Raw genomic sequence first — 20,455 nt, 5'->3', positions numbered from 1 at the left:
CACGCCGGTAGCGACCCACCGACGACGAACCCACAGGTGATCACCCATGCCCTTGAACACCCCTTCCCCCACCCCGCTCGATGTCGCCGACGCACTGCTCGCCCTGCTGCGCGACTCCACGACCGAGCCGCGCCCCGACGACCAGCTGGAGGCCCTCACCCTCGCGGTCGCCGCCGACCTGCCCGTACTCCTCTGGGGCGAGCCGGGGATCGGCAAGACAGCCGCGCTGACCCAGCTCGCCGAGTCCCTGGACCTCCCGCTGACGACGGTGATCGCCAGCGTGCACGAGCCGTCCGACTTCTCGGGGCTCCCGGTGATCGGGGACGATCCCGCCGAGCAGGGCGTCCCGATGGCCCCGCCGGACTGGGCGGTACGGCTCGTGAGGGCCGGCCGCGGTCTGCTGTTCCTCGACGAACTGTCCACCGCCCCACCGGCGGTGCAGGCGGCTCTGCTCCGGCTCGTCCTGGAGCGGCGGGTCGGTGCCCTGCGGCTGCCGTCCGGGGTGCGGATCGTGGCCGCCGCCAACCCGCGGGCCTCGGCCGCCGACGGCTGGGAACTGAGTCCGCCGCTGGCCAACCGTTTCGTGCACCTCCAGTGGACCCACGACCACGACGTCGTCGTCCGGGGCCTCGGCGGCACCTGGCCCCGGGCGACACTGCCCCGGCTCGACCCGGAGCGCCTGCCGCACGCCGTGGACCACGCGCGGCGCGCGGTGTGCGGACTCCTCGCCACCCGCCCCACGCTCGTCCACCGGCTGCCCAGCGGGGAGGTCCGACGGGGTGGCGCCTGGCCTTCGCCCCGCAGCTGGGAGATGAGCCTGCGCCTCATCGCCTTCGCCACCGCCGCCGGGTCCTCCCGCGAGGTGATCTCGCTCCTGGTCAGGGGCACCGTCGGGGACGGCCCGGGGCTCGAACTCCTCGCGAGTCTGGACCGGATGGACCTTCCGGACCCCGAGACGCTGCTCGCCGACCCGACCGGCGCCGAGCTGCCGGAGCGGGGCGACCTGCGCCAGGCCGCGCTCGACGGTGTCGTGGCAGCGGTCGGGGCGCGCCCCGAGAAGGCCCGATGGGATGCCGCCTGGGCTCTGCTCGCGAGGGCGGTGGAGACCGGAGCGCCGGATCTCGTCGTCGTCCCGGCGACCACGCTCGCCGCGCTCCGTCGTGCGGAGTGGGACGTGCCGCCCACCATCGAACGGCTCGCGGGGGCGGTCTCGATGTCCCGGCGTGCGGACGAGGCGGCAACCCTGGTCGCGAGCGGCGCGCGCCGGGCGGGCGGCGCGGCCGCCGCTGCGGGCGCACGATGAACACGGCCACGGCCACGGGCGCGCGTGCGTGCGCCGGGGCGGACGCGGACGCGGACACGGGCGCGGATGCCGGTGCCCGCTCGGGCGGCTCCGGTGCGGGGAAGCCGCTCGATCTCGACAAGCTCTTCGCCGCCCGGCTGTTCGCCGTCCGTGCCCGGCCCTATCTGGCGACCGCGTTGTTCGCCCTGCACGTCGTCGAGTCCCGGCGGGTGCCGACGATGGCGGTCGACCGGCACTGGCGCTGCTACGTCTCGCCGGTCTTCGTGAACCGGACACCGGTCGAGGAACTGGCCGGCGTGTGGGTCCACGAGGTGTCGCACCTCCTGCGCGACCACCACGGACGCGGTGACCGGGTCGCCCGGGAACGCGGTCTGACCGGCCCGGGCGCCAGGCTGCTGATGAACATCGCGGCGGACTGCGAGATCAACGACGACGCGTTCGGGGACGGACTGGTGATGCCCGAGGGCGCGGTCACCCCGGACTCCCTCGGGCTCTCCTCCGGCGAGTTGATGGAGGACTACCTGCGCCGGATCGGTCTCGGCTCCGGTATGCAGCACCTCGCCTGGCTGGACTGCGGCAGCGGTGCCGACGGGCTGGAGCGGGAGTGGGACCTGGGGCCCGACGGCGCGAACGGCCTCAGCGGACAGCAGCAGGACGCCGTACGGTTCCGGGTGGCGCAGGCCGTCAAGGGCCGCCCGGGGAACGCGCCGAGGGGGTGGAAGCGGTGGGCGGAGGAGGTCTTCCACCCGCCGCAGCCGTGGCGGGATCTGCTGGGGGCGGCGGTCCGTTCGGCGGCCTCCGCCGCCGGCGCGGGTGAGGACTACTCGTACGGCCGGCCGTCCCGGCGCTCGGCGGGGGTGCCGGGTGCCGTGCTGCCGAGTCTTCGGCGCAGACCGCCCCGGGTCTCGGTGATCGTGGACACGTCCGGGTCGGTGAGCGACGCGGAGCTGGGCGGCGCCCTCCTCGAGGTGGCCGCGATCTCCCGGGCCGTGGGCGGGCGCCGTGACCTGGTGACCGTGATGTCGTGCGACGCTGCGGCCCGCACCGTGCATCCGCTGTGCCGTGCCGAGGGCATCCCGTTGGTGGGCGGCGGCGGTACGGATCTCCGTACCGGCTTCTCCCGGGCGCTGCGGACGGCACCCCGGCCCGACGTCATCGTGGTCCTGACGGACGGCCAGACCCCCTGGCCGTCCGAGCCGCCGCCGTGCCGGACGGTGGTGGGACTGTTCCCCCGGGACGGGTCGCGCGGCGGTTCGTGGATCGAGAACGATCCCGACTACGAGCCCGACACCCCGCCCGACTGGGCGCGCGTGGTGACCATCGGCTAGATGACCGGCCCGACGGTCCCGCGGCGTGCGGCGGGTGGGCGCAAGGACGGTGCCGGGTGCCGCAGGGGATGGCAGCCTGGTGGAGCACGTACCCCATGACCACGGCCGATCGGCATCGGCCGAACGACAGGGAGTCACGTTGGGCGGCGAGGCGATCCACGGCGAACTGGACAAGCGGGCGGCCGAGGTGGCGGATCAGGTGGTGGCCTGGCGGCACCACCTGCACCGGCATCCCGAGCTGCCCAACCGTGAGGTGAACACGGCCCGCCTGGTGGCGGACCGTCTACGCGCCCTCGGCCTGAACGAGGTCCGCACCGGTATCGCCGGGCACGGTGTGGTGGGCGTTCTGCGCGGCGGGGCCGCGGGCCAGCGGGTCACGGCGCTGCGGGCGGACATGGACGCGCTGCCCGTCCAGGACCTGTGCGGGGTGGACTTCGCCTCCGAGGTGGTCGACGCCGACTACCCGGGCGGTCCGTTCCCCGTCTCGCACGCCTGTGGGCACGACTGCCACACGGCCGCACTGCTCGGCGCGGCGACGGTGCTCGCGGGGGTGCGCGACCGGCTGCCGGGCACCGTGCTCTTCGTCTTCCAGCCCGCCGAGGAGGGTCCGCCGGTCACCGAGAAGGGCGGTGCGCGGGCGATGGTCGAGGCGGGCGCGTTCGCCGACCCGGTGCCGACGATGGTGTTCGGGCTGCACGTGACTCCGCATCCGAAGGGGTACGTGGGCTACCGCGTCGGCAATCAGTACGGGGCCTCGACCCTCGTCCGTATCGTCGTCACCGGGGAGCAGACCCACGGCTCCACGCCCTGGGAGGGCATCGATCCGATGCCCGCGGTGGGGGCGGTCCTGACGGGCATCGGCCAGTTGTACCGGCAGGTGTCGGCGTTCGACCCGGTGACGGTGTCCATCGGGCACATCGAGGACGTCGGCCGCTTCAACATCGTCGGACAGACGGTGACGCTGTGGGGCACGGTCCGGTGTGCCGTGGAGTCCGGCATGGCGCAGGTCCAGCAGCGCCTGACGACGCTCGCCGAGCACTCGGCGGCGGCGTTCGGAGCGACGGCCACGGTGGACTACCTGCAGTCCGTGCCGCCCGTGCACAACAGCGGGCCGTGGGTGGAGGCGGGCCTGCCGACCTTCCGCCGTGTGGTGGGCGAGGAGCGTGTGGTGGAGACGGGCGCGACACTCGGGTACGACGACGTCTCCGAGTTCGTCGGCCGGTTCGGCGGTCTGTACGTGATGCTCGGTGTCCAGGACGGGACCCTGGACGCTTCCGGGCGGCCGGTGCCCATGCCCGGGGGACGCGGTCTGGTGACCAATCACAACCCCCGCTTCTACGCGGACGACGACACCCTCGTCACCGCCGTCCGGCTCCACGCGCACGTGGCGTACGACCATCTCACCGGTGCGCTCGTCCCCCACGACGGCGGCTGAACGCTCGGGGTCAGGCCTCCTGCACGGTGCCGACCGCCGCGACGAACGCCCTGAGCAGGGCGGAGTCGGCGGCGGTGGGCCAGACCAGGCCGTACTCGAGGGGCGGGGCGTCCCTCAGGGGGACGTACGCGATGCCGGGTCGGGGGTGGTAGCGGGCGCCCCGGGCCGCGCCGGGGGTGACTCCCCGGCCCGCCGTCACATGGGAGAGGACCTCCTGCCAGGTGGCCGCCACCGGGCCCCGCGGGATGGCGGCCCCGGACGGGGTGTCCCGGGGGTAGTGGTGGTCGAGCCAGTGGCGCGGGTGGGCGCCCCCGGTGGTGATCAGGGGGAGTCCGGCGAGGTCCTCCAGGCCGAGGGACGGCCGTCCGGCCAGCGGGTGGGCGGCGGGCAGCAGCAGGACCCGGTCGTCGCGGACGGCGACGGGACCGGTGGTCAGCTCCGGCTCGCGCACGGGGAAGGCGGCGATCTGGATGTCGAGTTCGCCCTCCTGGAGGAGCCGGACTCCGCCGTCGAGGGGGACCTCGCGGACGGTGATCTCGCAGCCGGGATGACGGCCGAGGAGGGCGTCGGCGGCGGCCGTGAGCAGTTCGGCGTCCCAGGGGGTTCCGAAGCCGACCCGCAGCCTCCCGTGCATGCCGCGGCCGGCCTCGGTGGCGCGCTCCAGGGCCGTACGGAGCTGCGCGTAGGCGGGCAGGAGGTCCTCGTACAGGCGCAGACCGACCGGGGTGAGGACGACGCTGCGGCTGGTGCGGGCGAAGAGCGGGGTGCCGACGCGACGCTCCAGCTTCTTCACGGTCTGGCTGACGCGGCCGGTGGAGACGCCGAGACGCTCGCCGGTGCGCCCGAAGTGGAGCTCCTCGGCGAGCGTGAGGAACGTTTCCAGTTCGTACCGTTCGAGCACCGGACCTCCTCCTCTCCGCCTCTGATCGTTGAGTGTGGCTCAACGTCGCTTTCATGATGACAGCTTGTTCCGCCCGGGCGGGGGCCGGGAGCCTGGAGGCGTTCCCCTCCCCCGTACGGAAGAGACTTCGTGGACCCTCGCCCCCCTGCGCCGCCTCGCGCCACCGCCCCGGTCCCCTCCGTCGCGCCCGGGCGGCCCGTGAAGGTGAACGTCCCGCTCTTCGCCGTCGCCGGCGCCGTCACCGTCGCCAACATCTACTTCCCGCAGCCGCTCCTCGCCGCTGTCGCCCGGGGCCTCGACGTGACCGAGCGGACGGCGGGACTCATCGCCTCGGCCGCGCAGATCGGGTACGCGCTCGGCATCCTGCTGCTCGTGCCGCTGGCCGACACCGCGCGGCTCCGGCGCCTGACCGCGGTACTGCTCGCCCTCACGACCGGCGCGCTGCTCGTCGCGGCGGCGGCACCCGACGTGGTCACGCTGACGCTCGCGACGCTCGCCCTGTCCACGACGACGGTGCTTCCGCAGATCCTCACCCCGGTGGCCGCCGTGCTCGCGGGCCCCGGACGGCAGGGCAGGACCGTCGGGCTCGTGGGTCTCGGGCTCACGCTGGGCTCGACCCTCTCGCGCACGGTCTCCGGCGCCGTCACCGACGCGAGCGGCAGCTGGCGGGCGGCCTATCTGGTGGCCGCCGCGGCGACCGCGGTCCTGCTGTGCGTCCTGCCGCGCCGGCTGCCCGAGCGGCTGGGGGCGCCCGGTCGCCTCTCGTACACCAGGCTCCTGGCCGGGCTGCCCGGGCTCCTGGCGGCCCATCGCGCGCTGCGGGTCTCGGCGCTGCTCGGGGCCTGTGCCTTCGCGGCGTTCAGCGTCTTCTGGGCGGTGCTCGCCTTCCACCTGGCGGCGCCGCCGCTGGGGTACGGGCCGGGTGCGGCCGGTCTCTTCGGGGTGCTGACCCTGCCCGCCGCGCTGCTCTCCGCGACGGCGGGGCCGCTCACCGACCGGTACGGGGCACCTCGGGTGAGCGCCGCGGGGCTGGGACTCGCGGGGCTCGGGCTCGGGGTGGCAGGCCTGGCTCCGTACTCCCCCGTGGGTCTGGTCGCGGGGGCGAACCTGCTGGTGGCGGGGGTCAGCTCCTGTCAGGTGGCCAACCAGGCGAGGATCTTCGCGATCGGCCGTGAGGTGGCCGCGCGGGTCAACACCGTCTTCATGCTGACCACCTTCGGCGGCGGCGCCCTCGGCTCGCTCGCCGGGTCCTGGCTGTACGCGGAGCACGGCTGGTCCGCGGCGCTGCTCGCCGCCGGGGTGTTCGTCGCCGTGGGCGGGATCGCGGGGGTGCGTTCCGGACAGGCGGCCCCGAGTTGCGTCCCGGACGGCACACGGGAGGCTGGGGGTATCCGCCCGCGCATCCCGCAGGGAGAGTCATGAAGCTGGACCTCACCGCCCTCGCCGACGAGCACATGGCCGCGGCCCGCACCGCGCCGCACGGGCGCAGCGCCCATCTGATCATGCACGACGGGGTGCTCCGGCAGTCCGTCATCGCCCTGACGGCGGGCACGTCCCTCGACGAGCACAATGCGCCGCCGGCGGCGAGCATCCAGGTGTTGCGGGGCCGGGTGAACCTGACGATGGCGGGCCGGGCGGAAGAGCTGCCGACGGGCACGCTGCGGGTGCTCAGGGAACGGCACGGGCTGACCGCACTGGACGACGCGGTGGTGCTCCTGACGGCGGTGAACGACTGACTCGCCTGTCCCCGCCTCACTCGTCTCCGCCTCACCCGATCGCGTCGAGGTCCTCTGCGTAGTGCTCGATGGCCGCGCGGTACTCCCGTACGGACGGGTCCTCGCTGGTGGCGGCCAGCAGGCGGAGGAGGAGCCGGGTGGACTCGTGGTGCCGGCCGGTGTTGTAGAGGGCCATCGCGAGGAAGGTCCGCAGGGAGCCGTCCTCGGGGAACTCCTCCACGGCGCCGGTCAGGAGGGCGACGGAGTCCTCGTGGCGGCCGAGGACGCGGTAGGTGCTGCCGAGTCCGAGGAGCGCCCCGCGCCGGTCCTCGGCGGTGAGCCCGGTGCCGGTGGTCCGCCCGCCCGCGAGGGCGCGTTCGTAGTACGGCACGGCCTCCTTCTCCAGACCGAGGACGTCGTGCGCCCAGGCCGTCTGGTAGGCGATCTCCGCGTCCTCCGGGTGCCGTGCGGCGAGGGCGACGAGCCGCTCGCGGGCCTCTTCCCGTCGGCCCCGCCCTCGCAGTGCGACCGCCTCGGCCAACCGGCCGTCCCTGTTCTCGTGGTGTTCCATGACCGCATCCTCGCAGCTCGCCCCGGGCGGACCCACGACGGCTGCCAGGTGACGGGCCGCCATACCGGAGTGGCCGGATTGTGGCGTCCTCGCCCATGGAGGCGGGCCCCGGACCAGCCATAACCTCCCGGCCGACCCTCCGTCAGGAACGAGCCGCCAGGGAGACCCCATGCATTCACCCCGTCCCACCCGCCCCACCCGTGGCCGCGGGCCACGCCGCCTCGCGGCGCTGCTGCTGTCCGTGGCCGCGACCCTGTTTCCCACCGCGTCCCCCGCCGGGGCCGCCGCACCCCCGCCCGTGCCCGGCACGCTGCAGGGCTATGACATCGGCTCCGTGTTCAGTGCCGGTGTGTCGTCCGGCGGATACATGGCCACCCAGCTGCACGTGGCGTACTCGGGTACGTTCGAGGGCTCGGCGGCGTTCGCGTCGGGGCCGTACGACTGCGCGCGCGGCCAGCTCGCCACAGCGCTCAACGCCTGCATGGACACCACGCAGAACCTTCAGCTCGCCGCCCTGGAGCAGGCCACGCGCGACCGGTCGGCGCAGGGCCAGGTCGACCCGGTGGCGAACCTGGCCGGTGACCCGGTGTACGTGTTCAGCGGCTCGGGCGACACCACGGTGAAGCGGCCGGTGGCGGACGCGCTCGCCGACTACTACGGCCGTTTCGGCGCCCGCGTCCAGTACAACCGGTCGACGGCCGCGGGGCACGCCTGGATCACTCCGCTCGGCCCCAACTCCTGCACGGTGACGCAGACCCCGTTCCTGAACAACTGCGGGATCGACGCGGAGGGGGCGCTGCTCGGGCACCTCTTCGGCACGGTCGCGGCGCCCGGTTCGGGCACCGGCGGCTCGCTGATCCGCTTCGACCAGAACACGTACGCGCCGGGCGGCTCGGCGGCGGCCCTGTCGATGGGCGCGGAGGGCTTCGCGTACGTCCGTCCCTGCCTCGTGTGCGCAGGGGGCGCGCTGCAAGCTGCTCGTGGCGCTGCACGGCTGCAAGCAGGGCTACGCGTACCAGGGCTTCGGAACCCGGTTCGTCGAGAACGCGTACCTGAACGAGTACGCGGACACCAACGACATGATCGTGCTGTACCCCCAGGCGGCGCCGACGGCGACCCTGGAGAACCCGAACGGCTGCTGGAACTGGTGGGGCTACCTCGGTGACGCGGCCTACGCCCGGCACGGCGGGAAGCAGATCGAGGCGATCATGGGCATGGTGCGGGCACTGCGGGGCACCGGCACTCCCCCGCCCACGGGCGACCGGACGGTCCTGTCGAGCACGGACGCCCAGGACGGGTACGTGAAGGCGGCGGCGGACGGTACGGGCGCGGCGGTCGGCACCCTGGAGGACGTGTACGGGCTCGCGCTGGGGCGGGGTACGGACGGCAAGGTGAACCGGTCGGTGGTCTCCTTCGACACGTCCCGGATTCCGGCCGGCAAGGAGGTCACCCGGGCCTGGCTGACCGTCACCAGGTCGAGCGGCTCGGGTGATCCGTGGGCGTCACCGGCGGGCAACCGGCTGCAGGTGGACCTGCGCACGGGGTGCTTCGGCGGCTGCGCGGTCGAGCCGGCGGACTGGTCGGCGGCTCCGACGCTGGCGGGCGCGGCACGCGTCGACGCCTTCGCCTCGGGGAGCGCAGTGTCGACGGACTTCTCGGCGGAGGCGCTCGCGGCGCTGAACCGTGGCGGGGTCACGCAGTTCCGGCTCGGTTTCTCGTCGGCGCCGACCGGGACCGCGTACCTGTTCGTGAACCAGGCGGCGCCGGTGACGCTGACGGTCGAGTACCGGTAGAACGGCCGGCGGTGGTCCCGACGGCCGGGGCGGGCGAGTGGGACTTCGCCCCGGCCGAAGGCGCCACAGCGTCGGCCGCAGGGGTCGCACTGCCGGGCGGAGGAATCACAGTCCCGGGCGCAGGGCGCCCGCGGCGTTTCCGGCGTGTGGGGACGCGGCGCCCACGGCGAAGGCGCTGCCCCGTCGCCACTCGGGCCAGCTGAGGTTCCAGTCGCCGAAGCCGTTGCCGAAGGGGGGCATGGGTTCGCCGTAGCCGTTGACCACGCGGACGAGATCTCCCTCGCGCACGGTGGAGAACAGCCATGCGGCGTCCTCGGTGCTCATGCCGGTGCAGCCGTGGCTGACGTTCTCGCTGCCCTGCGCGTCGAGCGACCAGGGAGCGGCGTGCAGGTACTCACCGCTCCAGGTCACCCGGGTGGCCCAGCGGACCTTCAGGTCGAAGTAGTCGGCGTTGCCGCGGGCGATGCCGATGGAGTCGCCGCGCATCCGGACGAGCGGCTCCTTGCCGAGGACGACCTTGATGCCGCCCCGGGTGCGGTAGCCGGCCCTGCCGGTGGTGACCGGCAGGGTCCGGAGGGGTTCTCCGTCGCGGAACACGGTCATCCGGAGCGCGGCGATGTCGGTGACAGCCTCGATCCGGGCCCCGGTGGTGAAGGTGACGGGCCGTGAGCGGCCCCCGTACAGGCCGCCGATGACCCTGGCCCCGTCGAGGCCGCTGCGTACCCGGACCGTGGTGCGGGCCGGCCAGTACGTGCGGGGCCGGTAGTGGAGGGTGTCGGAGTCGACCCAGTACCAGGCGCCCGCGACATGGGGTTCGCTCCGCACGAGGAGGGCGCGTTCGACGACTCGGCGGGCCTGGGGTTCGTCCGCCGGTACGGGGTGGCTGAGTTCGGCGGTGACCGGTTGTCCCACGCCGTACGTGCCGCCGTCGTCGGGGCCGAAGGTGACGGTGAGCCGTTCTCCGGCGGGGGCGGCCGTCGTACGGAAGTCCAGGCGGGCGAGGCGGCGGTCGGGGCCTCGGGCCCCGGACCGCTCGACCACGAGGCGGGCCGCGTACCGGGCGCCCGCGGGGAGCGACGCGGTGCTGGTCCAGCGGGTGCCGTCGGCGCTCGGCGTCCCTGCGACGCGTCGGCCGCGCTGATCGGTGACGGTGACGTCGGCGAGTACGCCGGGGGTGCGCAGTGCGAGTTCCACGGGTCCGGAGACCTGGCCGCCGAGGGTGAACGCCTCCCCCGTCAGAACGGGTCCGCCGCGGAGTGCGACGGTGCGGCGGGGTTCGGAGCAGAGGACGCCGCCGGAGAAGCAGCCGTCCACCGTGACGAGAGCGGTGGGTTCGGGGACCGCGGAGGAACGCGGGTCGGGGTCGGCGGGTGACTGGGCCGCAGTACTGACGAGAACGGCTCCGACGGCCAGGGAGAGCGCTCCCCACCCCCGTACGTATCTGCGTGACGACGCGTCCGACACACCCTCCCCTTTCCGACGACGACGAGGACGAGGACACCGGCAGACGATGCCGGCCCAAGCATCAAATCGGATGAAACGAGAAACCGATGATCAACGGAGCGGGCGTGGCGGCGGAGTGGCGACCGAGACGACTCGAATGGGTCAGCGGGGCGGCTCCGGAAGCTCCTCGCCGGTCTCCAGCAGGGACTTGAGACTCGAGATCAGCGCGGGCCAGCCCTCGCCGATCATCCCCTTCATCAGGCCGTCGGGGTCCAGGTCGCCGTGGGTGACCGTGAGCTTGACCGTGTCGCCCGAAGGCTCGATCAGGAAGGTCACCTTGGACCGGGGCTCCCGGGCGAGCCGTTCGTACACGTCCCGGTCGAGCCGCACGGCGTCCGCCCAGGCCGGCGTGAAGGTGTGCCAGGTGTACGAGAGGAGGCGGCCGGGCTCGGCCTCGAGGACGACCTGCTCGGGGTCGGCGGTCCGGCGGCCGACCTCGTCCCAGACCATGGGGGCGCCGGGGATCCACTCGCTCTCGAAGGCCACCCCCCAGTACCGGCGGGTGAAAACCGGGTCCGTGAGCGCCTTCCAGAGCTCGTCGGGGGTGGTCCGGATGTAGGTGGTATAGACAAACGTGTGGCTGTCCATCGCGCTGCCCCTCGGATCTGCCGTCCCCTCCCTCCAGCCTAGGCAGGCGCCGGACGGACGTGCCAGCGTAGGACCCCCGTCCGGCCTGGGGATCGCCGGTTGAATAGGTGCGAAGGAAACTATTCAACGGGCTGCTAGCGTGTCGGGATGTCCCTCAAGCACGCCGTCCTCGCAGCTCTCCTGGAGGGCGAGGCATCCGGATACGACCTTGCCAAGATCTTCGACGTGTCCGTCGCCAACTTCTGGGCCGCCACTCCGCAGCAGCTCTACCGCGAGCTCGACAAGCTCGCCGAGGCCGGCCTGATCACGGCGCGTGTGGTGGAGCAGGAACGGCGTCCCAACAAGCGGATGTTCAGCCTCACCGAGCCGGGAATGCGGGATCTCGCCGCCTACACCGCGACGCCGCCGCGCCCCAGCGCCGTACGGGACGAGCTGCTGGTGCAGGTCCAGGCCTGCGACGGAGGGGACACGGCGGCCGTCCGCGGGTTCGTGGCGCAGCGGATGGAGGCGTCGCGGGCCAAGCTGGCCCGCTACGACCGGCTGCGGGAGTGGATGCTCGCCGGACGGGACGAGGAGACGTACCTCGACGAGGCGGAGCGGGTCGGCCCGTACCTCACACTGATGCGCGGCCGGTTCTTCGAGGAGGAGAACCTGCGCTGGGGCGAGCGCACCCTCGCCGTGCTCGACCGGCGCGCCACGGCCGGGAGCGGCACGGCGACTGCGACGACCGCGGCGCCGTCCACGGCCACTGCGACTGCGACTGCGGCGCACCGAGCCTGACCGGGCATGACGGGGCTCGACCGGACAGCCGGAAGGGTGACGGCGCGTCCTACCGTGCGGTAACGTCACCGGCCGGCCACCGGAGGCGCCGGTGGCGGAGCACGTACGGATCGGGGACGGGCCTCTATGAACGTCGGTGACCTCGTCGAGGACTTCAGCCTGCCGGACGAGACGGGGGCCGCACGCTCCCTGAGCGGCCTGCTGGCCGAAGGGCCGGTCGTCCTCTTCTTCTACCCCGCGGCACTCACCCCCGGCTGCACCGCCGAGGCCTGCCACTTCCGGGATCTCGCGGCCGAGTTCCGCGCCGTCGGCGCGCTGCCCGTCGGCATCAGCACGGACCCGGTGGAGCGACAGCAGGAGTTCGCCGAGCGGCACTCCCTCGGCTATCCCCTGCTGTCGGACCCGGACGGCGCCGTGCGCGACCGGTTCGGCGTGAAGCGCGGGTTCTCGCTCGCGCCGACGAAGCGGGTGACCTTCGTGATCGGCCAGGACCGGCGCGTGCGGGAGGTCGTACGCAGCGAGCTGCGCATGAGCGCCCACGCCGACCGCGCTCTCGCCGCGCTGCGCGACGCCTGAGGCACGGCCCCGAGTTCAGAAGGGTCCGAGGAGAGCAAGGAGTCCGAGGAGTGCACGAACGGCCGTTCATGCCGCCGTGGGCGACCTCCATCCGAACACGGTCACCGGGGGCCCGCGTGTGGAGCCGCCACGACATGCGGAGGTGACCTGGCTGGGTGAAACTCGCTGCATGCCCGGCTTCCCCGGCCGGTGCGGGAACGGAGTGCGCCGGAATGGACGACTATCCTCTCCTCAACCTCTTCTGGACCATGCTGTGGTTCTTCCTCTGGATCATGTGGCTGTTCCTGCTCTTCAAGGTGATCACCGACATCTTCCGGGATCACTCCCTGAACGGCTGGGCCAAGGCGGGCTGGCTGATCTTCTGCATCGTGCTCCCGTATCTCGGCGTGCTGGTCTACGTCATCGCCCGGGGCAAGAGCATGGGCGAGCGTGACGTCAAGCGGGCCAAGGAGAGCGAGGCCGCGTTCCAGGACTACATCCGCAAGACCGCCGGTCCCCAGGAGGGCGGTGGCGGTGCCGCCCACGAGCTGGCCCGGCTCGCGGAGCTGAAGGACAAGGGCGCGATCACGCCCGAGGAGTTCGAGAAGGCGAAGGCCAAGGTCCTGGCCTGAGCCCGGGCGGCGCACAAGAGGAAGGCGCACGCGGACGTGCGGAAGAGGACGCGGGCGGCACCGGCCGCCGGGCTCGCCGGATCCCTGCTGAAGGAGGTCCTGGCGGAGCCCGGCAGGCTTCCGGAGTCGCTCGCGTCCTTCGCTCTGCGCCATCTGGGCCCGGGGGCCGGTCCGAGCGTCGCCCGTCTCCGCGAAGCCCACCCCGAGGCCGACCAGGCCGCGCTGCGCGCCCTGATCGTGACCCGCGGACGACGGGCGGTGACGGCGGAGGGCGCGTTCGTCGGTGGTCCCTTCCTGCTGCTCATCCCCCTGGCCTTCTGCGGCGCCCTCCTCACCCAGGTGCGCACGGTGCTCGAGATCGCGGCCGTCCAGGGGCACGACACCACGGACCCGGAGCGCGGTGCCGAACTCCTCGTCCTGCAAGGGGTGTACGGGGACACCGCGACCGCGCGGGCCGCGCTCGACCCGGCCGGAACCCGGCCGGGGAGCAGAGACGACCGGGGGCGCGCGGCGGCGTTCCGGAACCTGATCGCCCGGATGGCGCGGCTCCTCGGCCTCGTGACACCGGGCGACGGAGCCGGCCGGTGGGTCCGCGTCGGCAGATGGGCGCTCCTCGGCGCCGTGTTCCTGGTCGGCCTGGTGGCACCGCTGGTCTGGCTCCCGTACATGGCCTCCGGGTACTACCGAGGCACCACGAACATGACCCATCGCGCCACCGTCTTCTACGTCGGCTCCCCCGACCCGCGCTCCTCGCGCGGCAACCGTCTCGACCCCGTCATGGCACGCGCGGGCCTGAAGGCCGTCGGTTCCGTCCTGCTGCCGACGGTCGCCCTCTTCCTGGTGGTCGTCACGGACATCCGCATCGCGGACGGGCGGTGGCCGGTCGTGGGGATCGTCCTCACGAGCAGTTGCCTGTTCTCGGGCGGCTGGTGGCTGTGGCGGCACTACCGACGACGTTCCTGACCCGTACACCGGACCCTTAATACGTATGCCGGATACCGGTTTGATACGGTCATGGCGTGAGGCTGACGAAGTTCACCGACCTGGCACTCCGCGCCGTGATGCGCCTGGCGGTCACCGCACCGGAGGAATCCGTCACCACCCGCGAGGTGGCGGACTCGATGGATGTGCCCTACGCCCATATGGCGAAGGTGGTGACCCGGCTCCAGCACCTCGGCGTGGTCGAGGCGCGGCGCGGGCGCGGCGGGGGCCTGGCCCTCACGGACCGGGGTCGCCACTCCTCGGTGGGCTGGCTGGCCCGCACCCTGGAGGGCGAGGAGGAGGTCGTCGCCTGCGAAGGCGATCCCCCGTGCCCACTGCGGACCGCCTGCCGGCTGCGCGGGGCACTGCGCGAGGCGCAGGAGGCGTTCTACCGCGCGCTGGACCCGCTGACCGTGGCGGAGCTCGTCGCCTCCCCGACCGGCCCCCTGCTCCTCTCCCTCACTCCACGCCCCGGTCCCTGAGCCGTACGCGCCGGACGGCGCGCACGCACACCTTTAAATACGTAGATCATCTACCAGATTGCGAGTTCCCATGCTGTCCGAGCAGGCCGTCCCGGTCGTCCGCGCCACCCTGCCCGCCGTCGGCGGTGCGCTCGACCGGATCACCGAGCGGTTCTACGGCCGCCTCTTCGCCGCCCACCCCGAGCTCCTGCGCGACCTGTTCAACCGGGGCAACCAGGCCAGTGGCGAGCAGCGGCAGGCCCTCGCGGGCTCCATAGCCGCCTTCGCCGTCGCCCTGCTCGAGCGGCCGGACGAGCGTCCCGACGTGATGCTCTCGCGGATCGCCCACAAGCACGCCTCGCTCGGCGTCACCTCCGCGCAGTACAAGACGGTGCACGAGCACCTCTTCGCCGCGATCGTCGAGGTCCTCGGCGACGCGGTCACGCCCGAGGTCGCGCTGGCCTGGGACGAGGTGTACTGGCTGATGGCCAACGCGCTGATCGCGGTGGAGACCCGTCTCTACCAGCAGGCCGGCGTCGCCGAGGGCCAGGTCTGGCGGTCGATGGAGATCTCCGAGCGAAGGGAGGAGACCTCCGACACCGTCTCCTTCCTCCTGCGGCACACCGACGGGACGCCTACGACGGCGTTCCGGCCGGGCCAGTACGTGAGCGTCCAGGTCACCCTGCCCGACGGCGCCCGCCAGATCCGCCAGTACAGCCTGTCCGCCGCGCCCGGTCACCCGCAGTGGCGGATCACCGTCAAGCGGGTCGCCGGCGACCCGGCCGGCGAGGTCTCCTCCTGGCTCCACGCCCACGCACGCGCGGGCGACACGGTGGAGGTCTCCGCCCCGTTCGGCGACCTGGTCCTGCCGGAGGGCGAGAGCCCGCTGCTGCTCGCCTCCGCGGGGATCGGCAGCACTCCGATGCTGGCGATGCTCGACCACCTGGCGGCCACGGGTTCGACGCGTCAGGTCGTCGTCGTCCACGCCGACCGCACGCCCGCCTCCCACGCACACGCCGCCGAACTGCGCCGCCTCGTGGACGGGCTGCCGCAGGGATCGCTGCACCTCTGGTACGAGGAGCCGGGCGACTCCGGAGTCCGCGCGGGCCGCGCGGACGTCACCGCGTTCGACCTGCCGGTCGGCACCACGGCGTACCTCTGTGGGCCGCTGCCCTTCCTCCGCACGGTCCGTGGGGACCTCGTCGGCCGGGGTGTCGCGGCAGCGGACATCCACTACGAGGTCTTCGGCCCCGACCTGTGGCTGGGCGACGAGAACTGACGGGCCGCGCCGCGCCCCTCCCCGTCCGATGAACGACGGCGAGGGGCGCGGACGGCCGCGCCACGACGCGGGGAGGCGCGTGGAGTGGGTCAGCAGCCCATCGACCAGATGTGGGAGTCACCCCGGTCGTTGGCCGCGCCGTTGTAGCCGACCTCCTGGCCCGGGGCCAGACAGATGGTCATGCTGCCGCCCTGCCAGGCGCTCTCGTAGACCTTGACGTGGTCCTTGATGCCGGGGCCGGAGATGCCGTGGTTGGCCCAGGAGGAGTCGGTGTCGGAGATCCAGCTCTCCCACCAGCCGTCGTCCCCGCTCCAGTTGGCGCGCTGGCCACCGAAGTTGGAGTCCTGCCAGACGCAGAACTCACCGCTGGGGCATTCGGCCGCGCCGGCGGAGGTCGCGAGTGCGAGCCCGGCGGTGGCGGCGAACAGGGCCGCGGCGGTGGTGACGAGAAGTCGCTTCACGAGAGGGTGATGCCTTTCTGCGGGTGGGTGGGCGCGGGCAGTTCGACTGCCTGCCGCAGTGCGCGGTCGCGCAGCTGCCGGTACGTGGTGAGCTCGTCGTGGCGCAGTGCGCGCACTGCGGCGAGCTCGGCGGCCTCCAGCCGCTCGCGGACCTCGTCGAGTCCGCTCTCGCGGGAGCAGCGGGTGGCGACGGCCGGATCGGGTCGGTCGGGGCGGGGGCTGCCCGGTGGTGTCGCGCAACGGGTCCACCGGGCGAGTGCCGCTCGGTGAGCGGGGTCGGCACGCATCCGCGCCTGGGCCTCGGCGCGGAGGTTGTCGACGACGACCTGCGCCCGGAACCAGCGGCGCTGATCGCCGTAGAGCCGCTGTCGGGCACCGGCGACGCAGCCGTCCTCGTGGGCGGTGACGGTGGCACCCGTGGCAAGGGTGACGGTGAGCTCCCGGGGACCGGTGCCGAACAGCGCCGCCTGGAGCCTGCGCTCCTCGTCCGGGGCACGGGGCCTGGACGCCGGCGACAGGCCCCGGCCGCTCAGGCAGTCCACGACGAGCCGGTGCTCGGCGGCCTTGAGGAGCGCATCCTGGGCCGCCTTGCCGGAGGGGACGCCGGCAGTCGTGGAGGCCCCGGGCCCGACGGAGGTGCAGCCCGACAGCAGGAGCGCGGCGGCCGCGGTCAGGAGCGCGCAGCGGGTGAGCGGGGTGGTGCGGAACATGAGGTCCCCCTTCGATCGTCCCTGGTCCGAGCGGCCGACGAGTGATCGACTCGGCGCTCGGGATGATCACTGCCCGGGGGCGGAGCCACCATGCCGGGGCTCACTCGAACGGGTCGAACGCGCCGGGGTGTGCGCCGCTCACGCGCCGCTGTCGTGCCGTGCCGTGCCGTGCAGAAGGGTGGCCGGAAACGACAGTGCCCCGGTTGGACGGGGGATTCCAACCGGGGCCGATCTGCCGTGACGCGAAGAGCGGTCACCACAGGGGGGGGACCTTGGGGACCGGGCCCCTTCGGTGTCACATAGGTAAGAACGGTGGACGTTTCCCGAATGTTCCGAGCCTGCCCCTGTGGGCGGTGTGAGTCACCTCACCCGGTTTTCGGGTGGTCTCGTCAGTCCCGCTCGGGGCGGTACACGACGCCCGGTTCGGCCTTGCCCGGGGCCAGCAGCTCGGGCACGGTCACGAAGGTGAAGCCCCGCCTCTTGAGCTCGTCGATGATGGACGGCACGGCCGGCACGGTGCCGTCGTAGATGTCGTGGAGCAGGATGATCCCGTCGCCGTGCGCCTGATCGAGCACGCGCTGCCGTATGAGGGCGGAGTCGGTGGTGGAGTAGTCCTTGGCGGTGATGCTCCACAGGATCTGGGCGAGCCCGAGTTCCCGGCTGACGTCGGACACGGCTCCGTCGGTACGGCCCTGCGGCGGCCGCATGAGGGTGGGCCTCCGGCCGGTGATCTTCTCGACGGCGTCCTGGGTGCGGGACAGCTCGTCGCGGACCTCCGACTCGTCGAGATCGGTGAGGATCCGATGGGTCCAGGTGTGGTTGGCGACCTCGTGGCCCTCGGCGGCTATTCGCTCGACCACCTTCGGATACCGGTCGACGTGCTTGCTGCCGAGCAGGAAGAAGGTCGCGGGGACCTGCTTCTCCTTGAGAATGTCCAGGAGTCGGGGGGTGTCCTTGCCCGGCCCCGCGTCGAAGGTCAACGCGATGCACTTGACCTTCGCGCAGTCGACGCGACGGGCCGCGGTGCCCGCCTTGTCGTCGGTTCCGCCCTCTCCTCTGGCGTCCTGCGGAGTGACGGGGTCGACTCCGCAGCCGCCGAGCGTCAGCATCAATGACGCCGCCGCGATCAGGGCAGTGGCCGTCCCCCTGCGTCGGCCCAGCCTGGATCGGAACATGGTGGTACCCGCTTTCCCCGGTGATGTCTTCGTCAAGGCCGGAAACCACCTGGTCAGGGCGGCACTCACGGCAGACGGAGAACTCTACACACGGTGTATACCGGGGAAGACAGGGGGGTCCTTCACGCACGCGGGCACACGTGAACCCCGGACGGCGCCCGTCCGCTCCGTCCGGGGAGTTCGCGCCTCAGGCTCAGCGGGAGGCGAGCAGCAGCCGGGCCTCGGTCTCCTGGTCACCGGAGACCGACTGCTGGGACTGGATGTCGAAGCCGGCGGCGAGTACCTTCTCGACCTCGTTCACGGCGTGGTAGCCACCACTGAGCGTGGCGCCGACCGGGGAGGTCACATGGGTGGGACGCACCTCCTGATGGCGTCCGCCCGCCGTGTCGAAGGTGGCCGTCCACACGGTGGGGGAAGGTCCGGCGGCCGCCTGGGGACCCGGGGCCGTCATGTCCTCCAGCTCGTAGAAACCGCCGAGGACGCCGAAGACGGCCTGCGCGTCCTCCCGGCTGCAGCCACTGAGCTGCACGGTCACGTCGGTGTCGATGTGCAAGTCGTACACGTCGCTCATCTCCTCGCGGCCGGCCGGTCGCTCGTGGCGCCTCGCGCTCGTCGTGCCGGCACTCGTCGTGCCACGTCTCCAGCATCCCTCGCGGGGCGTCGTCCCGCGAGGTCCGCAGCCCCTCCGCTCAGGTGCGGCCGATGATGTCCTCGACGGTGTCGGCCTCGGAGGCCCTCTTGTCGGGGCGGTGGCGCAGGACGCGGGCGAAGCGGAGGGTGACACCGCCCGGATAGCGCGTCGAGGCCTGGAGCCCGTCGTAGGCGATCTCGACGACGAGTTCGGGCCGAACCCGCACGGTGAATCCGTCGTCCTCCACGGCGAGTTCACCGAGCCGCTCTGTCTGCCACCGCAGCATGTCGTCGGAGAGTCCTTTGAAGGTCTTTCCGAGCATGACGAATCCGCCGTCCGCCGTGCGCGCGCCGAGGTGGAGATTGGAGAGCAGCCCGGTCCTGCGCCCATGACCCCGCTCGACGGCGAGGACGACGAGGTCGACGGTGTGGACCGGCTTCACCTTCAACCAGGTGCGTCCCCTGCGTCCGGCCACGTAGGGCGCGTCCAGCGCCTTGACCAGGACGCCTTCGTGTCCCCTGGACAGCGTGTCGGTGAAGAACCGCTCGGCTGCCTCCACTTGCGCGGGATCGGCGGGATCGGCCACGACGAGTCGGCGGACCCGGTGGGCTTCCGGGAGCAGTCGGGCGAGGACCGTGTGCCGTTCCCGGCCAGGCCGGTCGATCAGTCCCTCGCCGTCGACCGCGAGGACGTCGAAGAAGACCGCGGTGAGGGGAAGGACGGCGTGCGCACCGGCGACGTCGGTGCGGGATCCGACCCGGGAGGCGATGGACTGGAACGCCACGGGGCGTGCGGTGTCGGGGTCGAGTGCGATCACCTCCCCGTCCAGGATGAAGCCGTCGGCCGGCACGGCGCGTGCGGTCGCGACCACTTCGGGAAGCCGGCCGGTGATGTCGTCGAGCGAGCGGGTGTGGACCCGCACCTCGTCACCGCGCCGGTGGACCTGGACGCGGATGCCGTCGAGCTTCTCCTCGACGACGCAGGGTCCCAGACCACCGATCGCCTCCGTGACGGAGGCCGCGGTGTGCGCGAGCATCGGCTGTACGGGGTTGCCCACACGGAGGGTGAACCGTTCGAGCGCGGTGGCACCTTCGGCGAGCACCGCCTGCGCGACCGGGGGCAGCGAGCCTTCGAGCATCACGGCACGCCGCAGTTCGGCGGCGGGCACCGTTGCGGCCTGTGCGACGCCTTCCAGGGCGACGGCGTCGAGTGCCCCCTGGCGTACCTCTCCGGTGAGCAGCCGCAGCAGGAGGTGTTGTTCGTCGTCGGTGGCCGCGGCGAACAGGGCGTGGACGAGCCGGGTCCGCTCGGCCCGGGAGCCGGCTCCGGAGACCGCCGCGAGTGCCGTCATCGCCTCGTCGACGCGCCCGAGCATGAGGCCCGGCCGTTCGGCGGGCGGGACCGCGGGTGGGACCACCTCCTTGAGAACGCTCCAGCCGACCCCGATCCGCCCCTGTGGGAGCCGGCCGGAGAGGTACGCGATGACGAGGGGGCTCTCTTCCGGCTCGGCCTCCGCGAACAGCTCGGCGAGGAGCCGGATCTTGCGCGAGCGCGCCGACGTGGCGGCGACCTCCCGGGACACCTCCGCAACACGGGCGAGCAGCATGAGCCCATCCTCCCCACACCGCGCCCGCACCGCACGCCGCGCGTCGC

General features: G+C 72.9%; 21 protein-coding genes. 12 read left to right on the top strand and 9 right to left on the bottom strand.

All coding sequences use genetic code 11. The features are described from left to right. Positions 1-46 precede the first annotated feature (46 nt). The 3 genes from ACZ4XX_RS12620 to ACZ4XX_RS12610 all read left to right on the top strand — a co-directional run bounded on the left by ACZ4XX_RS12620 (position 47) and on the right by ACZ4XX_RS12610 (position 4,066). Positions 47-1,303: an AAA family ATPase gene (locus ACZ4XX_RS12620; RefSeq protein ID WP_468507913.1), complete on the top strand. Its 1,257-nt coding sequence runs from the start codon at positions 47-49 to the stop codon at positions 1,301-1,303. Further along, positions 1,300-2,631: a vWA domain-containing protein gene (locus ACZ4XX_RS12615; RefSeq protein WP_468507912.1), complete on the top strand. Its 1,332-nt coding sequence runs from the start codon at positions 1,300-1,302 to the stop codon at positions 2,629-2,631. Before ACZ4XX_RS12620 ends, ACZ4XX_RS12615 begins: the two co-directional genes overlap by 4 nt. Positions 2,632-2,770: 139 nt before the next feature. Continuing rightward, the gene (locus ACZ4XX_RS12610) at positions 2,771-4,066 is read left to right on the top strand and encodes a M20 metallopeptidase family protein (protein ID WP_468507911.1); all 1,296 of its coding nucleotides are present in this window, start codon (positions 2,771-2,773) and stop codon (positions 4,064-4,066) included. Between the two features lie 10 nt (positions 4,067-4,076). Here ACZ4XX_RS12610 and ACZ4XX_RS12605 read toward each other — a convergent pair whose 3' ends face one another. Further along, positions 4,077-4,967 carry a LysR family transcriptional regulator gene (locus ACZ4XX_RS12605; RefSeq protein WP_468507910.1) on the bottom strand — a complete coding sequence of 297 codons (891 nt, stop codon included), beginning with the start codon at positions 4,965-4,967 and terminating at the stop codon, positions 4,077-4,079. A 129-nt stretch (positions 4,968-5,096) separates the two neighbouring features. Between ACZ4XX_RS12605 and ACZ4XX_RS12600 the strand changes: the two genes are divergently transcribed. After that, a complete protein-coding gene (locus tag ACZ4XX_RS12600; RefSeq protein ID WP_468507909.1) occupies positions 5,097-6,389 on the top strand; it encodes an MFS transporter in 1,293 nt (430 codons plus the stop codon). Beyond that, a complete protein-coding gene (locus tag ACZ4XX_RS12595; protein WP_468507908.1) occupies positions 6,386-6,703 on the top strand; it encodes a cupin domain-containing protein in 318 nt (105 codons plus the stop codon). Before ACZ4XX_RS12600 ends, ACZ4XX_RS12595 begins: the two co-directional genes overlap by 4 nt. 31 nt (positions 6,704-6,734) lie before the next feature. On the opposite strand, the gene ACZ4XX_RS12590 is transcribed toward ACZ4XX_RS12595, so the two are convergent. Continuing rightward, complete coding sequence (locus tag ACZ4XX_RS12590) at positions 6,735-7,253, bottom strand: tetratricopeptide repeat protein (protein WP_468507907.1); 519 nt, start codon at positions 7,251-7,253, stop codon at positions 6,735-6,737. Between the two features lie 980 nt (positions 7,254-8,233). On the opposite strand from ACZ4XX_RS12590, the gene ACZ4XX_RS12585 reads away from it, so the two are divergent. After that, complete coding sequence (locus ACZ4XX_RS12585) at positions 8,234-9,046, top strand: hypothetical protein (RefSeq protein ID WP_468507906.1); 813 nt, start codon at positions 8,234-8,236, stop codon at positions 9,044-9,046. A 105-nt stretch (positions 9,047-9,151) separates the two neighbouring features. Here ACZ4XX_RS12585 and ACZ4XX_RS12580 read toward each other — a convergent pair whose 3' ends face one another. Continuing rightward, positions 9,152-10,459: a L,D-transpeptidase gene (locus ACZ4XX_RS12580; protein ID WP_468507960.1), complete on the bottom strand. Its 1,308-nt coding sequence runs from the start codon at positions 10,457-10,459 to the stop codon at positions 9,152-9,154. Positions 10,460-10,651: 192 nt separating this feature from the next. Then, the gene (locus ACZ4XX_RS12575; protein ID WP_468507905.1) at positions 10,652-11,137 is read right to left on the bottom strand and encodes an SRPBCC family protein; all 486 of its coding nucleotides are present in this window, start codon (positions 11,135-11,137) and stop codon (positions 10,652-10,654) included. 147 nt (positions 11,138-11,284) lie between these two features. Between ACZ4XX_RS12575 and ACZ4XX_RS12570 the strand changes: the two genes are divergently transcribed. The 6 genes from ACZ4XX_RS12570 to ACZ4XX_RS12545 all read left to right on the top strand — a co-directional run bounded on the left by ACZ4XX_RS12570 (position 11,285) and on the right by ACZ4XX_RS12545 (position 15,825). Next, on the top strand, positions 11,285-11,917 hold the full coding sequence (locus ACZ4XX_RS12570) for a PadR family transcriptional regulator (RefSeq protein WP_468507904.1): 633 nt from the start codon (positions 11,285-11,287) through the stop codon (positions 11,915-11,917). Between the two features lie 126 nt (positions 11,918-12,043). Beyond that, positions 12,044-12,493 (top strand): peroxiredoxin, encoded by a 450-nt coding sequence (locus ACZ4XX_RS12565; protein WP_389040464.1) that lies wholly within the window; start codon positions 12,044-12,046, stop codon positions 12,491-12,493. A gap of 212 nt (positions 12,494-12,705) precedes the next feature. Then, positions 12,706-13,104: an SHOCT domain-containing protein gene (locus ACZ4XX_RS12560; protein WP_468507903.1), complete on the top strand. Its 399-nt coding sequence runs from the start codon at positions 12,706-12,708 to the stop codon at positions 13,102-13,104. Between the two features lie 36 nt (positions 13,105-13,140). Then, complete coding sequence (locus tag ACZ4XX_RS12555; protein WP_468507902.1) at positions 13,141-14,067, top strand: hypothetical protein; 927 nt, start codon at positions 13,141-13,143, stop codon at positions 14,065-14,067. A 56-nt stretch (positions 14,068-14,123) separates the two neighbouring features. After that, entirely contained in the window at positions 14,124-14,567 is a 444-nt protein-coding gene (locus ACZ4XX_RS12550) for an RrF2 family transcriptional regulator (RefSeq protein WP_468507901.1), read from the top strand. A gap of 70 nt (positions 14,568-14,637) precedes the next feature. Then, positions 14,638-15,825 carry a globin domain-containing protein gene (locus tag ACZ4XX_RS12545; RefSeq protein ID WP_468507900.1) on the top strand — a complete coding sequence of 396 codons (1,188 nt, stop codon included), beginning with the start codon at positions 14,638-14,640 and terminating at the stop codon, positions 15,823-15,825. Positions 15,826-15,914: 89 nt separating this feature from the next. Here ACZ4XX_RS12545 and ACZ4XX_RS12540 read toward each other — a convergent pair whose 3' ends face one another. The 5 genes from ACZ4XX_RS12540 to ACZ4XX_RS12520 form a co-directional block, all read right to left on the bottom strand. Further along, a complete protein-coding gene (locus ACZ4XX_RS12540; RefSeq protein ID WP_468507899.1) occupies positions 15,915-16,286 on the bottom strand; it encodes a peptidase inhibitor family I36 protein in 372 nt (123 codons plus the stop codon). Next, positions 16,283-16,996: a hypothetical protein gene (locus ACZ4XX_RS12535; protein WP_468507898.1), complete on the bottom strand. Its 714-nt coding sequence runs from the start codon at positions 16,994-16,996 to the stop codon at positions 16,283-16,285. The genes ACZ4XX_RS12540 and ACZ4XX_RS12535 overlap by 4 nt, the downstream gene beginning before the upstream one ends. A gap of 389 nt (positions 16,997-17,385) precedes the next feature. Further along, the gene (locus tag ACZ4XX_RS12530; RefSeq protein WP_468507897.1) at positions 17,386-18,171 is read right to left on the bottom strand and encodes a polysaccharide deacetylase family protein; all 786 of its coding nucleotides are present in this window, start codon (positions 18,169-18,171) and stop codon (positions 17,386-17,388) included. A gap of 193 nt (positions 18,172-18,364) precedes the next feature. Continuing rightward, on the bottom strand, positions 18,365-18,742 hold the full coding sequence (locus ACZ4XX_RS12525) for a hypothetical protein (RefSeq protein ID WP_468507896.1): 378 nt from the start codon (positions 18,740-18,742) through the stop codon (positions 18,365-18,367). A gap of 118 nt (positions 18,743-18,860) precedes the next feature. After that, positions 18,861-20,408: an ATP-dependent DNA ligase gene (locus ACZ4XX_RS12520; RefSeq protein ID WP_468507895.1), complete on the bottom strand. Its 1,548-nt coding sequence runs from the start codon at positions 20,406-20,408 to the stop codon at positions 18,861-18,863. Between the last annotated feature and the right edge of the window lie 47 nt (positions 20,409-20,455).

The sequence above is a fragment of the Streptomyces sp. NPDC029956 genome (assembly GCF_055574655.1).
Note: the sequence above shows the minus strand (reverse complement) of the source record. Positions and strands in the feature narration are given on the sequence as shown.